Source organism: Nonlabens tegetincola (assembly GCF_002117085.1).
Classification (GTDB): Bacteria; Bacteroidota; Bacteroidia; order Flavobacteriales; family Flavobacteriaceae; genus Nonlabens; species Nonlabens tegetincola.
This window is the reverse complement of the sequence record NZ_CP019342.1, coordinates 276,581-291,594: the sequence shown is the minus strand read 5'-3', so window position 1 is coordinate 291,594 and position 15,014 is coordinate 276,581. Positions and strand designations below refer to the sequence as shown.

The 15,014-nt window shown below is 36.5% G+C and carries 13 protein-coding genes; 12 read left to right on the top strand and 1 reads right to left on the bottom strand.

All coding sequences use genetic code 11. The features are described from left to right. Positions 1–134: 134 nt before the first annotated feature. The 12 genes from BST91_RS01505 (at position 135) to hisIE (ending at position 12,905) form a co-directional block, all read left to right on the top strand. Positions 135–326 carry a hypothetical protein gene (locus BST91_RS01505; RefSeq protein ID WP_082586898.1) on the top strand — a complete coding sequence of 64 codons (192 nt, stop codon included), beginning with the start codon at positions 135–137 and terminating at the stop codon, positions 324–326. Then, positions 319–3,003, top strand: coding sequence for a sensor histidine kinase (locus BST91_RS01500; protein ID WP_085774237.1), 2,685 nt, complete (start codon positions 319–321; stop codon positions 3,001–3,003). Before BST91_RS01505 ends, BST91_RS01500 begins: the two co-directional genes overlap by 8 nt. Next, on the top strand, positions 3,000–3,365 hold the full coding sequence (locus tag BST91_RS01495; RefSeq protein WP_085774236.1) for a response regulator transcription factor: 366 nt from the start codon (positions 3,000–3,002) through the stop codon (positions 3,363–3,365). The genes BST91_RS01500 and BST91_RS01495 overlap by 4 nt, the downstream gene beginning before the upstream one ends. Before the next feature lie 24 nt (positions 3,366–3,389). Then, on the top strand, positions 3,390–5,300 hold the full coding sequence (gene acs / locus BST91_RS01490; RefSeq protein ID WP_085774235.1) for an acetate--CoA ligase: 1,911 nt from the start codon (positions 3,390–3,392) through the stop codon (positions 5,298–5,300). A 250-nt stretch (positions 5,301–5,550) separates the two neighbouring features. Then, complete coding sequence (hisG, locus tag BST91_RS01485) at positions 5,551–6,447, top strand: ATP phosphoribosyltransferase (protein ID WP_244895658.1); 897 nt, start codon at positions 5,551–5,553, stop codon at positions 6,445–6,447. Then, entirely contained in the window at positions 6,447–7,748 is a 1,302-nt protein-coding gene (gene hisD / locus BST91_RS01480; protein ID WP_085774234.1) for a histidinol dehydrogenase, read from the top strand. The genes hisG and hisD overlap by 1 nt, the downstream gene beginning before the upstream one ends. Positions 7,749–7,770: 22 nt before the next feature. Continuing rightward, positions 7,771–8,934: a pyridoxal phosphate-dependent aminotransferase gene (locus BST91_RS01475; RefSeq protein WP_085774233.1), complete on the top strand. Its 1,164-nt coding sequence runs from the start codon at positions 7,771–7,773 to the stop codon at positions 8,932–8,934. Positions 8,935–8,975: 41 nt separating this feature from the next. Further along, the gene (gene hisB, locus BST91_RS01470; RefSeq protein ID WP_085774232.1) at positions 8,976–10,088 is read left to right on the top strand and encodes a bifunctional histidinol-phosphatase/imidazoleglycerol-phosphate dehydratase HisB; all 1,113 of its coding nucleotides are present in this window, start codon (positions 8,976–8,978) and stop codon (positions 10,086–10,088) included. Further along, positions 10,085–10,684: an imidazole glycerol phosphate synthase subunit HisH gene (gene hisH / locus BST91_RS01465; protein WP_085774231.1), complete on the top strand. Its 600-nt coding sequence runs from the start codon at positions 10,085–10,087 to the stop codon at positions 10,682–10,684. The genes hisB and hisH overlap by 4 nt, the downstream gene beginning before the upstream one ends. Positions 10,685–10,726: 42 nt before the next feature. Next, entirely contained in the window at positions 10,727–11,485 is a 759-nt protein-coding gene (gene hisA, locus BST91_RS01460) for a 1-(5-phosphoribosyl)-5-[(5-phosphoribosylamino)methylideneamino]imidazole-4-carboxamide isomerase (RefSeq protein ID WP_085775655.1), read from the top strand. Between the two features lie 29 nt (positions 11,486–11,514). After that, complete coding sequence (gene hisF / locus BST91_RS01455; protein ID WP_042279075.1) at positions 11,515–12,288, top strand: imidazole glycerol phosphate synthase subunit HisF; 774 nt, start codon at positions 11,515–11,517, stop codon at positions 12,286–12,288. An 11-nt stretch (positions 12,289–12,299) separates the two neighbouring features. Beyond that, on the top strand, positions 12,300–12,905 hold the full coding sequence (hisIE, locus tag BST91_RS01450) for a bifunctional phosphoribosyl-AMP cyclohydrolase/phosphoribosyl-ATP diphosphatase HisIE (protein ID WP_085774230.1): 606 nt from the start codon (positions 12,300–12,302) through the stop codon (positions 12,903–12,905). A gap of 99 nt (positions 12,906–13,004) precedes the next feature. Here the strand turns inward: hisIE and BST91_RS01445 are convergent, their stop codons facing one another. After that, a complete protein-coding gene (locus BST91_RS01445) occupies positions 13,005–14,933 on the bottom strand; it encodes an MORN repeat-containing protein (RefSeq protein ID WP_085774229.1) in 1,929 nt (642 codons plus the stop codon). Positions 14,934–15,014 lie beyond the last annotated feature (81 nt).

The window sequence follows — 15,014 nt, the reverse complement described above, 5'->3', positions numbered from 1 at the left end:
TAAACTTTGTATGTTATCTGGTTTTACTGTGTATTAACACCAATTTTTTCTGAACATAGCAAAGCTTATAATAATTTAAAAAACCGATATTTAAGGAATCAAAGATTAGTTAAACTAGTATTTCAGTACTAAGCATGAAAAAAAGACACCAACAAAAATTAGTCATACTTTCAATAGCTCTAGTCATATTTTTGAACATCCCAATCCTATGGATATTCAATTATAGTGATTCCATCCTTGGAGTGCCTATTTTATATGCCTACATATTCTTTATGTGGTTGGTAAGTATTTTCATTACTTATTTAATTGTAAAACGCTATGCCTAATTATGCTCTTATAATAGTAATAGTGTGCTACCTACTTCTCCTATTTGGAATGGGGATTTGGGCCGATCGTAGATCTAATTCAAAATGGGTTCACAATCCTTGGGTGTACTCACTTTCACTTGCTGTTTATTGTAGTGCTTGGACTTACTATGGTAGTGTAGGAATTGCCGCTACTGATGGTATAGGCTTTTTAACCACTTACCTAGGTCCGGTTATCGCGCTACCCTTATGGATTTTAGTAATGAAACGCATTGTTTTAGTATCAAAGCAACATCAAGTATCTAGCATCGCAGACTTTATATCGCTACGATATGGTAATAATCGATCCATTGGAGCTATAGTAACCGTTATTTGTGTTATCGCTGTTGTTCCCTATATAGCATTGCAATTAAAAGCTGTATCAGAAACATTTGATATTTTGACTACAGGTGATAAAAGCAATTCTTTACTTACAGATAGCACTTTCTACATAGCGATTTTACTCGCCGTGTTTGCTGCACTTTTTGGCACACAAACTACTGATGCTTCACAACAACGCAGTGGGCTCATGTTCTCTGTTGCTATTGAAAGTGTTTTAAAACTCATATTCTTTTTAATTATAGGGATATATGCAACGTTCTATCTATTTGATGGAACTATTGATATCTATAATCAAATAAGCGCACTGGAGGAATTTGACAAACTGGCCACCTTTGAAAATATGGAATCGAGTATCAATTGGTATTTTATGATCGCCCTATCCTTTTTTGCCATATTTCTACTTCCCAGACAATTCCAAGCGAGCGTTGTGGAAAACACGTCTACCAACCATTTAAAAAAAGCAAGTTGGGTTTTTCCATTGTATTTATTGCTATTCAACGTATTTGTAATATTTATTGCTTGGGCAGGAAAATTAGTATTAGGCAATCAGGTTAATCCAGATTATTATACCTTGTTTTTACCCTTGCATCATAGTCACAAATTAATCGGATTAATGGTTTTTCTAGGTGGGCTTTCCTCCGTAATCTCAATGGTAGTAGTAAGCGCACTGGCATTGAGCACTATGGTAAGTAACAATTTAATTATACCCTACGGTTTTCTTAAGGTACTTAATAAAAACAATTCTGAAAGTAATTTTCAAACCATTAAAAACATTAGACGAGTTGCGATCTTCAGTTTAATAATTGGTGCTTATATTTTCTATGTCAACTTCAATATTGAGTTATCACTTTTTAGTATTGGGTTAATCGCATTTGTCATAATCGCACAACTGGCCCCAGCATTTTTCATAGGTTTATTTTGGAATAGAGGTAGTGCAACAGCTGCAAAAATGGGCATACTAGCAGGTTCAACTGTTACCTTTTACACGCTCGCACTACCTTTTATTACAGATGTTTTTGTTTCCAATAGTAAATTTACAAGTGATGGACCTTTTGGTTGGGAACTTTTAAAACCTTATGCCCTATTCGGGTTAGATTTTATGCCACCTGTACCACACGCTTTCTTTTGGTCAATGGTGATCAACCTTATGTTCTATCTCGTTTTTTCAGTTATTCGTAAAGGAAATTATCGAGAACGTAATTACGCCGAAATGGTGGTTAATGCAAGCAGTCTTAAAATGGGTGAAAATGCCTATGTATGGAAAGGCGAGGCAAATAAAACCGATATAGAGCAAGTCCTCATAAGATTTTTAGGAGCCAAAAAAACCCATCGAGCTCTTACCTTATTTTACCGTAAATACAACATAAATCCCAATGAAGAAAAGGCCGACGCTAGATTAGTCAACTTTTCTGAAAAAATACTAACGGGCTCCATAGGTGCTGCTAGTGCAAAGCTCATGATTGGTAGCGTTGTAAAAGAACAACCTGTCACTCTACCTGAAGTTCTCAAAATACTTGAAGAAAATAAAGAAACTATAAGTGCAAACAAGCAACTACAGCAACAATCTTATGATCTTCAAAGATTAACCGACAGTTTGCAGCAGGCAAACGAAGCTTTGATTGAGAAAGACAAACAAAAAGATGAATTTCTTGACACCGTTGCACATGAACTCAAAACACCTACAGCCTCAATAAGAGCAGCGAGTGAAATTCTAGCAGATGATGACGACATGCCAGAAGAACTCAGGCAAAAATTCCTGAATAACATCGTTGCCGACGCTGACCGTTTGAGTGTTTTAATCACCAACATTCTAGATCTAGAGAAATTATCTAGTGGTAGAGAAATCATGCATAAAAGAACCAATAACCTACAATCAACAGTTAAAAAAGCGGTTGACGGCATCTATCAATTGGCTAGTAAAAAAGGAGTTAAAATTGATGCATCGCAAGTTGAAGACGTTACTCTGGTTTACGATGAGGATCGCATCCTTCAGGTTTTTACTAATTTATTGAGTAACAGTATCAAGTTTGTTCCTGAACATGACGGCCACATCAATATCAACGGTAAAGATCTAGGAAATCGCGTAAAGCTCACCTTTGAGGATAACGGTAAGGGAATTCCTCAAGAAGACATGAAATACATATTTGAAAAATTCTATCAATCAAATAATCAAAACATCAAAAAACCTTTAGGTAGTGGTATGGGATTAGCCATCAGTCGTCAAATCATTGAAAGCCATAACGGCATCATTGAAATAGATAAAAATTACCTTAAAGGAGCTAGATTCATTATTGAATTACAAAAAGAAAATGCATGAAAAAATTACTAATAGTAGACGATGAACCTAATATAGTTATGTCCTTGGAATACGCATTTCAAAAACAAAACTACAATGTTTTTATCGCTAGGGATGGAAGCGAGGCTCTTAAAATAATGAAGCAAGAGATTCCTGATCTGGTTATCCTAGACATTATGATGCCACAAGTAGATGGGTATGAAACTATCGCTAGAATTAAAGATAATCCCGCTTTCGCGAAAGCGAAAATCATATTTCTATCTGCAAAAAATAAAGCCGCCGACATTGAAAAGGGCCTTTCCTTAGGCGCCGACCTCTACTTCACAAAACCCTTTTCAGTCAAAAAACTTATAACAGCAGTAAATGACCTCATACGCATATAATTAACCTCAAAAAAACAACTTAACATGAGTAATTACCACATAAAACACCTTGAAGAATACTGGCAAGTATACCGCAAATCAGTACGAAATCCTGAAAATTTTTGGGAAGAAATAGCAGAGGAACATTTCCTCTGGCGCAAAAAATGGGACAACGTTCTCTCTTGGGATTTTACCAAACCAGAGATAAAATGGTTTGAAGGGGCTCAACTCAATATTACAGAAAATTGTTTAGACAGACACCTGGCAACAAGGGCCGATAAAACTGCTATTTTATTTGAACCTAATGACCCTAATGAAGAAACCCAGCACATAACCTATAAGGAATTACACAAGCGTGTTTCTACCATGGCAAATGTTCTCAAATCTCAAGGAATAGAAAAAGGAGATCGAGTATGTATTTATCTTCCTATGATTCCAGAACTTGCCATTGCTGTGCTTGCTTGTGCTAGGATAGGAGCCATTCACTCAGTAGTTTTTGCAGGTTTCAGCGCCACGGCACTTGCAACAAGAATTAACGATTGTGACTGTAAATTAATAATATGTAGTGATGGAAGTTATAGAGGTAACAAGACCATTGATTTAAAGAAAATTGTTGACGAGGCATTAGAGGACTGTCCTGGTTTAACAACCAGCTTAGTAGTAAAAAGAACAGGTGGTGAAGTTACCATGAAAGATGGTCGCGATAAATGGCTAGCACCTTTATTAGATACAGCCGATTCAGTTTGTAAAGCTACTGTGATGGATGCCGAGGATCCCTTGTTTATTCTGTATACCTCAGGTTCTACCGGGAAACCTAAAGGTATGGTGCATACCACTGCGGGATACATGGTATATGCAGCCTACAGTTTTAAGAACGTATTCCAGTATAGAGAAAATGATATTTATTGGTGTACTGCAGATATAGGATGGATTACAGGACACAGTTATATTGTATATGGGCCGTTATGCAACGGTGCTACTACGGTCATGTTTGAAGGTGTCCCTAGTTATCCAGACTACAGTAGGTTTTGGCAGATTGTTGAAAAGCATAAAGTAACTCAATTTTATACTGCTCCTACTGCGATTCGAGCTTTGGCAAAACAGCATATCGATTTTGTAAACAAACATGACTTGAGCTCACTAAAAGTTCTAGGAACTGTAGGAGAGCCTATTAATGAAGAAGCATGGCACTGGTACAACGATAATGTAGGAAAACAAAACAGCCCGATAGTAGATACGTGGTGGCAAACAGAAACCGGTGGTATTATGATAAGTCCTATTCCCTACTCTACTCCTACAATCCCAACCTTTGCTACATTACCGCTACCAGGAATTCAACCAGCCCTAATGGATGAAAACGCGCAGGAAATTAAAGGGAATCAAGTTGAAGGTAGATTATGTATCAAATTTCCATGGCCATCCATCGCACGTACTATATACGGTAACCACGACCGCTATCGAGATACTTATTTTAGCGCTTACAAAAACATGTATTTCACAGGTGATGGTGCCCGACGAGATGCTGTAGGTTATTATCGTATTACAGGTCGTGTAGACGATGTTATAATTGTGAGCGGACATAATTTAGGTACAGCACCAATTGAAGATGCAATAAATGAACATCCTGCAGTCGCAGAAAGTGCAATAGTAGGATTCCCTCATGATGTTAAAGGAAATGCACTTTACGGTTACATCACATTAAAGGAAACAGGTGAAGATCGTAATCAAGATAACCTGCGCAAGGAAATCAATCAGCTTATTACAGACCGTATAGGACCTATCGCAAAATTGGATAAAATTCAATTTACCAACGGTTTACCAAAAACCCGTAGTGGTAAAATCATGCGTAGAATTCTACGTAAAATAGCAAGTAACGATACGGCAAATTTAGGTGATACCAGTACACTTTTAAACCCAGAAACTGTTCAAGAAATTATGGACAATAAACTGGTATAAGTTAAAATAATCTAATTTTTTAGAATTTCGCTTTCGCGAAAGCGAATCCTATACTATGTTTGCACCGTAATGAAAAAACAAAACCTACATCATCATCATTTTATTTACTCGCAACAGGCGTGCAAATGATGTATTGATGTAAGTCAACTATAATTATTAACCCGTCTGTTTTGCAGACGGGTTTTTTGTTTTTTACAATCATAAACTCTATGCAAATCAAATAACAGATAACACAGAGTTTAAAAGAAAAATGAATACAACAGAAAACAAAACAAAAGATAAAGTCTCTAATATTAGCATGAAAATAGCAGTTCAAAAATCCGGAAGATTAAGCGATAAGAGCTTACAATTATTAAAAGACTGTGGAATCAAGTTTGACAATAGCTCTCGTAAATTGTCTACTAAAGCTAAGAATTTTCCACTAGAAATTTTATTTCTTAGAGATGATGATATTCCACAATATGTGGCAAATGGAGTAGCAGATTTAGGGATTCTAGGACTTAATGAAGTAGAAGAAAAAGATCAAGCGGTAGATGTAATAAAACAACTAGGATTTGCAGGATGCCGTTTAAGTCTAGCCGTTCAAAAAGATGTGGATTACACAGGACTAGACTGGTTTGAAGGTAAAAAAATAGCAAGTAGTTATACCACCATAGTCAAAAAATTCTTTGCTAGTAAAGGGATAAACGCTACAACCGAAGAAATAGGTGGTAGTGTAGAGATAGCTCCAGGTATAGGACTTGCAGATGGTATTTGCGATATAGTCTCTACAGGATCAACACTGATCATGAATGGTCTTAAAGAAGTTGAAACTATCATGTATAGTGAGGCCGTGATGATTGCAAACAAACAACTGGACGGTGAAAAGGCAGCTCTTTTAAATAAACTACTCTTTAGACTAGAAGCAGTACAAAATGCTAAAAAGAATAAATACATTCTGCTTAATGCTCCCAATGAAAAGATTGATGAAATTACACGACTTCTTCCTGGTATGAAAAGCCCTACGGTGTTACCACTTGCAGAAGAAGGATGGTCTAGTTTACACAGCGTTATCGAAGAAGAAGATTTTTGGAATGTAATAGATCAACTTAAAGAAGCTGGTGCCGAAGGAATATTGGTGAGCGATATTCAAAAACTTATTGCATAATGTTACAAATTATTCAAAGCCCTACTCGGGAACAACAAGCAGATCTTTTACAAAGACCTCAACAGCAAAAAGCAAACGTAGATACCGCAGTAAAAGAAATTTTAAATCAAGTTGAACAACAAGGTGATAGTGCCTTAATCGAGTTCGCTCAACGATTTGACAATGCTAGTTTAAGCAGTTTAAAGGTAAGTAATCAAGAAATTACTGCAGCCACAGATAAAGTAAGTAACGAATTAAAAGAGGCGATAAAAACAGCTTACCAAAATATTTATAAGTTTCACAAGGCTTGTTATACCAAGGAATATCCAGTTATTGAAACCATGCCAGGAATCACTTGCTGGCGTAAATCACTTCCTATTGAAAAAGTAGGCTTGTATATTCCTGGTGGTAGTGCTCCTTTATTTTCTACTGTACTTATGCTAGGCGTTCCTGCTCAAATTGCAGGTAACAAACAAGTGATTCTTTGCAGCCCAACAGATAGTGATGGTGCAATAAATCCAGTAGTTTTATACACTGCACAATTATGTGGCATTACCGAAATATATAAGGCCGGCGGCGCAGGAGCAATAGCAGCTATGACTTATGGCACAACCACCATTCCTGCAGTTGATAAAATATTTGGACCTGGTAATTCTTTTGTTACTAGAGCCAAAGAACTCGCTCAACAGCAAGGTGTAGCGATTGACATGCCTGCTGGACCTAGTGAAGTTCTTGTAATCGCTGACAAAACAGCTAATCCAGATTTTATTGCAGCCGATTTGCTAGCGCAAGCAGAACACGGACCTGACAGCCAAGTAATTTTACTTACTGAATCTAGCGAACTTGCAACCCGAGTTACAGATTCAGTTCAAGAGCAACTGGCAGAATTAGATAGGAAAGACATAGCTAGCGCAGCACTTCAAAATAGTAAAATAATCGTTTTAGAATCGATTCAAGAATGTGTGAAATGGTCCGATTTCTATGCTCCAGAACACCTTATCATAAACACTGAGGACGCAGAGGATGTGTCTTCACAAATAAATATTGCTGGTTCCATTTTTATAGGTGCTTACACTTGTGAAAGTTTAGGAGATTATGCTAGTGGTACAAACCACACATTACCTACTTATGGATATGCACGCAATTATAGTGGTGTGAGTGTAGATAGCTTTGTCAACAAGGTAACATATCAAAAAGCCACCTCACAAGGAATTAAAAATTTAGGCCCAGCTGTGGAATTAATGGCGGCGGCAGAAGGATTAGGTGCTCACAAAAATGCGGTGAGCGTTAGATTGAAAAGTTTAAAATCACAAGGTATCTAGTTTCATTCAACTGTAAAATAACATGACATTTAATTTAAAAGATATTGTACGTAAGAATATTTGGGACCTGAAACCTTATTCTAGTGCACGCAGTGAATTTGACCTGTACAATAGCGGTAAAAACAAATTGACCTTATTAGATGCAAATGAAAATCCGCAAGGGCAATTAAATCGTTATCCGGATCCTTTACAACTGGAATTAAAGAAAGAACTAGCTTATCAAAAGAAATTATCCATAGATCAAATATTTGTAGGTAATGGAAGTGATGAGGCTATTGACCTACTTTACCGAATATTCTGTAATCCAGGTAAGGACAAGACCTTAATTCTTCCTCCTACTTATGGTATGTATGAGGTAAGCGCTGGTATTAATGATATAGAGGTTTTAAAAGCACCACTTAATTCGGCATTTGAGATTGATTTTGATGCGATCAACAATCAAATTACAAATAATGAAAACTTAAAAATTATTTGGATTTGCTCGCCTAATAATCCTACTGGAAATGCCATTTTAAAAGCAGATCTTAAACACGATTGGCAAGCTCAAAACTATACTAAAGGTGGTATGATGGACCTTCCCTTTAATCCAACTTTTGAAAACGAAATGCAAGAGAATCAAGTAAGGTTGGACAAGCTATTTAATAATTTTAAAGGGATTATTGTAGTTGATGAAGCCTATCAAGATTTTACAGAAAATATAAGTTTTATTAATAGATTACAGGATTACCCTAATCTTGTTGTCCTACAAACTATGTCAAAGGCACAAGGACTAGCTGCTGCTCGAGTAGGATTTGCTTTTGCAAGTAAAGAAATTATTGAACTTTTTAATAAGACTAAGCCACCCTACAACGTAAATGAGTTATCGCAAAAAGCAGCGCTATCAGCTATAAGAAACGTTGAACAAGCTCAAAAAAGTATTACTACGTTAAATGCTAATAGAAAATGGCTAAGTGAACAATTAGATACATTTGATTTTATAAATAAGGTATTCCCTAGCGAAGCTAATTTTATACTTGCCCGTGTAAAAAATGCCAACCACGTATACAATTACTTGAGAGATCAAGGCATTATTATACGTAACCGTAGTAGTCAAATTGAAAACACATTACGTTTCACTGTAGGTACTATGCAAGAATGCGAGGAAATGGTACTAGCATTAAACAATTATCAAAAACAAGTCCAGTAAACTTTAAACCAATTAAGCAAACCTTTATAAGGTTATAGAATATGAAAAAAGTATTATTTATAGATCGTGACGGTACTATTGTAAAAGAACCACCTGTAGATTATCAATTAGATAGCTACGAGAAATTAGAATTTTTACCGCAGGCAATTACACAATTACACCGCATTGCACGAGAGTTAGATTATGAGCTAGTCATGGTAACCAATCAAGATGGTTTAGGAACAGATAGTTTTCCCGAAAATACTTTTTGGCCGGTACACAATCTTATGATGGACATATTGCAAGGTGAAGGAATTAACTTCAGTGAGGTGATTATAGACAAAACATTTCCAGAAGATAATGCTCCTACTAGAAAACCTGGAACAGCACTGCTTACTCATTTTATCAAGGGTGATTATGATCTTGCGAACAGTTTTGTAATAGGTGATCGCAATAGTGATATGCAATTAGCAAAAAACCTAGGATGTAAAGGAATTCAGTTACCTTCTATCACAGATGATAGTAAATTTGAAGACCAAGATATCGTAGCCTTAAAAACAGATAGCTGGAAAGAAATTTTCCAATTCCTAAGAGGTCAACCTCGCAAAGTGAACGTAAGTAGAACTACCAAGGAAACTGACATCAATATCACTTTAAATCTTGATGGAGCTGGAAATGGAACTATCGATACCGGTTTGAAATTTTACGACCACATGCTAGAGCAATTACAACGTCACGGCTCATTGGATTTGGACATTAAAGTTAAGGGCGACCTTGAGATAGATGAACACCATACCATTGAGGATACAGCTATTGCTTTGGGTGACGCTTTCGCGAAAGCGTTATCAACTAAAAAAGGGATAAATAGATACGGCTTTTTACTACCTATGGACGATAGCCTTGCACAGGTTGCCATTGATTTTGGTGGACGACCATGGATAGTTTGGGACGCCGATTTTAAAAGAGAATATGTAGGTGATATGCCTACTGAATTATTCTTTCACTTCTTCAAAAGTTTTAGTGATGCCGCTAAATGTAACTTGAATATGAAGGTTGAAGGAGATAACGAGCACCATAAAATTGAAAGTCTGTTTAAGGCATTTGCCAAGGCTATCAAAATGGCTGTAAAACAAACTGGCGATGGTAAACTACCATCTACAAAAGGAGTATTATGATTGCTATAATAAAATACAACGCAGGTAATATAGGTAGCGTTACCAATGCTTTAAACAGACTAGGTGTAGACAATATCGTAACTGACGATCCTAAAGAATTACAGGCTGCAGATAAGGTTATTTTTCCAGGAGTTGGAGAAGCAAGTACTGCCATGAAATACTTAAAAGAAAGAGGTCTGGATAAGATTATTAAAGAACTTACACAGCCCGTTTTAGGTATTTGTTTGGGAATGCAGTTAATGTGTACGTATAGTGAAGAAGGTAGTACAGACTGTTTAGGGATTTTTGACACCATCGTTAAAAAATTCCCAGACAACCCAACGCTTAAAGTACCTCATATGGGTTGGAACAATATCGCGAGCGAGCCATCAAATGGATCTAGTTCTCCATTATTAAAGAATATCAATTCACAGGATGATGTCTATTACGTTCACAGTTATTATGCTGTGCCCAATGAAGATTCACTTGCTGTGTGTAATTACATCAATCCATTTGCAAGCATGATGAACAAGGGTAACTTTTATGCTACCCAATTTCACCCAGAAAAAAGTGCTCAAGTAGGCGAGCAACTATTAACTAACTTTCTTAACCTCTAGAGAAAACAATCCATGTCAACAAGCAATATTGAAACACCACGCATGAGAATCATTCCGGCCATTGATATTATTGAAGGTAAGTGTGTACGATTATCACAAGGTGATTACAACAAAAAAACAATTTATAATGAAGATCCACTAGAGGTTGCCAAGGAGTTTGAGGACTTTGGTATTAAACACTTGCACCTAGTTGATCTAGATGGGGCAAAAAACAGTCATGTCGTCAATTGGAAAGTACTAGAAGATCTATGTAATAAAACAAATCTTCAGGTAGATTTTGGAGGTGGCGTAAAGACAGATGAAGATATAAAAATAGTTTTTGAAAGTGGTGCACAACAGGTTACAGGTGGTAGTATAGCCGTTAAAAATCCTGAACAGTTAGAAAAATGGATTTCCAGGTATGGTAGTGAGAAAATCATTTTGGGCGCCGATGCTAAAGAAGGTAAAATTGCCACTCACGGTTGGCTAGAAAGTAGCGAACTCGAAGTAATTGAATTTATCAAAGAATGGCGCAAGAAAAATATTGAGTACATTATTTGTACTGATATTGCCAAGGATGGGATGCTTTCTGGACCTAGCTATGACTTGTATAAATCTATTTTGGAAATACAAGTAGACCCTTCTAACCATTCAACAACCAAACTTATTGCTAGCGGTGGTGTAACCTCGATAGATGACGTGTATAAATTAAATGAAATGGGTTGTGAAGGCGCCATAATTGGTAAAGCAATCTATGAGGGAACTATTGAGTTAAAACAGTTGAGCTCCTTTTTACTTTCTAATAAAAATCAATCAGGTTGAGATATTCAAATCTCATAATGCAAACTAATATGCTTAAAAAAAGAATTATACCTTGTTTAGACATTAAGGATGGTCGCACTGTAAAGGGAATTAACTTTGTAGGTCTGCGTGATGCTGGTGATCCCGTAGAGCTGGCTAAACAATATGCCTTGCAAGGCGCCGATGAGCTGTGTTTTCTAGACATCACAGCAACTATTGAGAAAAGAGAAACCTTGGTACCGCTCGTTAAGGAAATTGCAAGCGTTCTTAATATCCCTTTTACCGTAGGAGGCGGAATTAACGATGTAAAGCTGGCTAAAGAAATCATTAAAGCAGGCGCCGATAAAATAGCCGTTAATAGTGCTGCTGTTAAACGACCTGAACTTATTAACGAACTGGCACAAGAGTTAGGTAGTCAGTGTGTTGTTGTAGCTGTGGACACTAAACTTATAGAAGTTGACAACACAGACAAATCAACAAATAAGGTTTTTATAGGTGGTGGACGATTTGAAACTGACAAGGAAACCATTACATGGTGTAAAGAATGTGAAACTCGTGGCGCAGGTGAAATTCTACTGACTAGCATGAATCACGATGGAACAAAGAACGGATTTGCACTTGAGATTACCGATGTTCTTTCGCGTGAACTTAATATACCGATTATAGCATCTGGTGGTGGCGGTAACACGCAGCACTTTGTTGATCTGTTTTCTAAAACCCATGCAAGTGCTGGACTTGCGGCAAGTATATTTCATTTTGGTGAATTGCCGGTTCCAGATTTAAAAAATCAACTTAATGAAGCTGGTGTAGCTGTAAGAATATAAAAAAGATACTAATGAAAACACCCAATTGGAATAAAGCTAGCGATGGACTATTACCCGTAATTGTTCAAGATGCCACTACCTCAAAAGTGTTGATGCTGGGATATATGAATGAAGAAGCTTTTACGCTTTCGCGAAAGCAAAACAGAGTAACATTCTATTCACGTAGTAAGCAGCGACTGTGGACTAAAGGAGAATCAAGCAATAACTTTCTAGATATTGAAGAAATAAGATTGGACTGCGATCAGGACGCTATTTTAATTAAAGCACACGCTCATGGACCTACTTGTCATCGAGGTGAGGTAAGTTGTTTTGATAATGACGATTCTAATTCACAATCGTTTACGGTTTATGATTTAGAAAAAACCATACACCAGCGCATTGATGAAAAAATAGAAGGAAGTTATACGTATTCTCTCGTTCAAAAAGGTATCAATAAAGTAGCCCAAAAGGTAGGTGAAGAAGCTGTAGAAACCGTTATAGACGCTATAAACGGTAAGGAGGAAGACTTCATTTATGAAGCTGGTGATTTAATGTATCATTACTTGGTATTGATCAAGGCCAAAGGTTACTCTCTAAAAGACATTGAGAATGAACTAGCTAAAAGGCATAAGAAGTAATTTCTTTATTGCATTGGACTTAGAGTGATAACCGATTGTCATTCTAAGTCCACTACAAATTGCACTTTAGATTAATGCAACTGTTAATTTGTAATTACATTACGACCGTTTAGAAGTTCCTATATAATTACCATTTTCCCAATACCCGACTTTTTGTTGACCGTTGCTGTAGATCAGGATACCGAATCCGTGTTCTTTATTATTGAGCCAGTTTCCTGTGTAAGAAGTTCCATTTTTCCAAAAATATTCACCAAAACCACTGCGCAATCCATTGACGTATTTACCTACGTAGCTATCTCCATTTCCAAATACTGTGAGCGAATAATTGCTTAATTTACTATTTTTCCAAAATCCAACACTTTGACCACCATTGCGGTATCGATAACCGCCGAAACCGTTACTGCAATTACCTCTACAACTACCGGATATTTTCTTGTTTACATATTGAGTTCCCAAGCTTAGAGTAAACTTATTGCTGTCTAAAATACCAGCGTTCAGAATTTTCTTTCCCTTTTTGTTGATACCGTAACCGTGCTGTACATTATTCTTCCAGCTACCTATGTAGTACTGGTCTGTTTCTTTCCAATAATACGTTCCGCTACCATTTCTTTTGCCATAAGCATATTCACCACGATAGTAATTTCCATTTTCTTGTGTAGCTACAATAATACCGTGTGGTTGTCCATTTTTAAATTCGCCTTCGTATTCTATCGTCCCTTTGGTGGCAATTCCATATCCATCAATACAGTTTCCTTTTTTACAAATTAAGGTAGTAGTTGTGGCCGCTTTTTTTTCTTCATTTGAATCATTGCTAGCAACCACCGAAGCTGATTTCAAGGGTTCACCCTTATAGGGTAAAACAGGTTTTAACTCCTTGTCTTTGGCTTGATAGTAATCCTTAAGAATATAGGTAGGTATTTTGTTTACCGTTATCACTGGATCGCCATTTTCTAAAAATTCCCATTTACCAAATTTCGAATAGTCTGACATTCGTTCTCCCTTGTCAAGAACTACAAATTTATTAGTCGAAATATTGCGATAGTAAGCCATTTGAGTGTTGTAAACGGCTTTAGCTTCTGCTCGTGTTACTCTACCGTCAAGTGTAGGTAATAGATTTACATCGGGAACAACGTAGTAGTTGACTAATGGAAAATAAAACACCTCATAAGCTTTGTTTTTCTTACCTATTATAGTGCGTTGAGCTGCTCTAAAAATTTTATCATTTAAGTAGGGATAGATTAAAGAAGTGTATTCCGTTCTAGGGTCTGGAGCAAAATGAAATGATGGCTTATTAAAATCTGAATAATAAATGATAGAGCGCACCTTTTTTGAAAATTTATCCTCTTTAGGAGAAAAACGATTATAAACCCAATTGCCTTTTTCATCAAATTTATATTCGTAGGTGTACTTATTTCTTTCAGAATAGGTGATTAAACCATTTTTATAATAATAGGTGTTATAGGTTATGTCACCGTTGTAGTATTTAGACTCCATTGTTACTTTGATCTCACCGTTTTCTATATCTTGGTACGTGTATTTGGTATAAGTTTCTACCTCAGGCTGGTCATCTTTTGCTGGATGAATGGTGGTAGACAAAATAATTCTTCCTTTCTTATCATACTCAAAATTACGCGTGTTCCACTTGGACACCTGCTTTATAAAAAGTCCATTTTTATAAAAATATTGAGTCGCATTTAATGTTCCATCAGCATCATAGCTACCTCGCTCAATTAAACGGTCTTTTTCATCTCGCAAGCAGTAGTATTTTCTCAAAGCTTTGGCCTCTTCCTTGGAGTATTTACAAAACTCAGTTACTTTACCTGCTAGACCTGTTAATACTTGTTTTCCATTCTTATCATACAAGTACTCATCAAGTGCATAAACATCTCCTGTAACATGTTCTGCATGCAGTGTGTGAAATTCTGGAACAGGATTACAAGGCGCTATGTCAAAGTTTGGTTCATATTGCGCATGTAACCCTAGACATTGTAAAAAAAATAGCAGGCTCAGTTTTATAGTCTTACTCATTACGTTTGTTTAATCATTCAAACTTATGGCAACCGCCTATCCAGTTCAATCAGGCAAATAGCGTATTTCTCTTAAACTAAA

Bases quoted from the DNA above. Each gene is read 5' to 3' on its own strand.
- BST91_RS01505 (WP_082586898.1), top strand. From the start codon at position 135: ATGAAAAAAAGACACCAACAAAAATTAGTCATACTTTCAATAGCTCTA.
- BST91_RS01500 (WP_085774237.1), top strand. From the start codon at position 319: ATGCCTAATTATGCTCTTATAATAGTAATAGTGTGCTACCTACTTCTC.
- BST91_RS01495 (WP_085774236.1), top strand. From the start codon at position 3,000: ATGAAAAAATTACTAATAGTAGACGATGAACCTAATATAGTTATGTCC.
- acs (WP_085774235.1), top strand. From the start codon at position 3,390: ATGAGTAATTACCACATAAAACACCTTGAAGAATACTGGCAAGTATAC.
- hisG (WP_244895658.1), top strand. From the start codon at position 5,551: ATGAATACAACAGAAAACAAAACAAAAGATAAAGTCTCTAATATTAGC.
- hisD (WP_085774234.1), top strand. From the start codon at position 6,447: ATGTTACAAATTATTCAAAGCCCTACTCGGGAACAACAAGCAGATCTT.
- BST91_RS01475 (WP_085774233.1), top strand. From the start codon at position 7,771: ATGACATTTAATTTAAAAGATATTGTACGTAAGAATATTTGGGACCTG.
- hisB (WP_085774232.1), top strand. From the start codon at position 8,976: ATGAAAAAAGTATTATTTATAGATCGTGACGGTACTATTGTAAAAGAA.
- hisH (WP_085774231.1), top strand. From the start codon at position 10,085: ATGATTGCTATAATAAAATACAACGCAGGTAATATAGGTAGCGTTACC.
- hisA (WP_085775655.1), top strand. From the start codon at position 10,727: ATGAGAATCATTCCGGCCATTGATATTATTGAAGGTAAGTGTGTACGA.
- hisF (WP_042279075.1), top strand. From the start codon at position 11,515: ATGCTTAAAAAAAGAATTATACCTTGTTTAGACATTAAGGATGGTCGC.
- hisIE (WP_085774230.1), top strand. From the start codon at position 12,300: ATGAAAACACCCAATTGGAATAAAGCTAGCGATGGACTATTACCCGTA.
- BST91_RS01445 (WP_085774229.1), bottom strand. From the start codon at position 14,933: ATGAGTAAGACTATAAAACTGAGCCTGCTATTTTTTTTACAATGTCTA.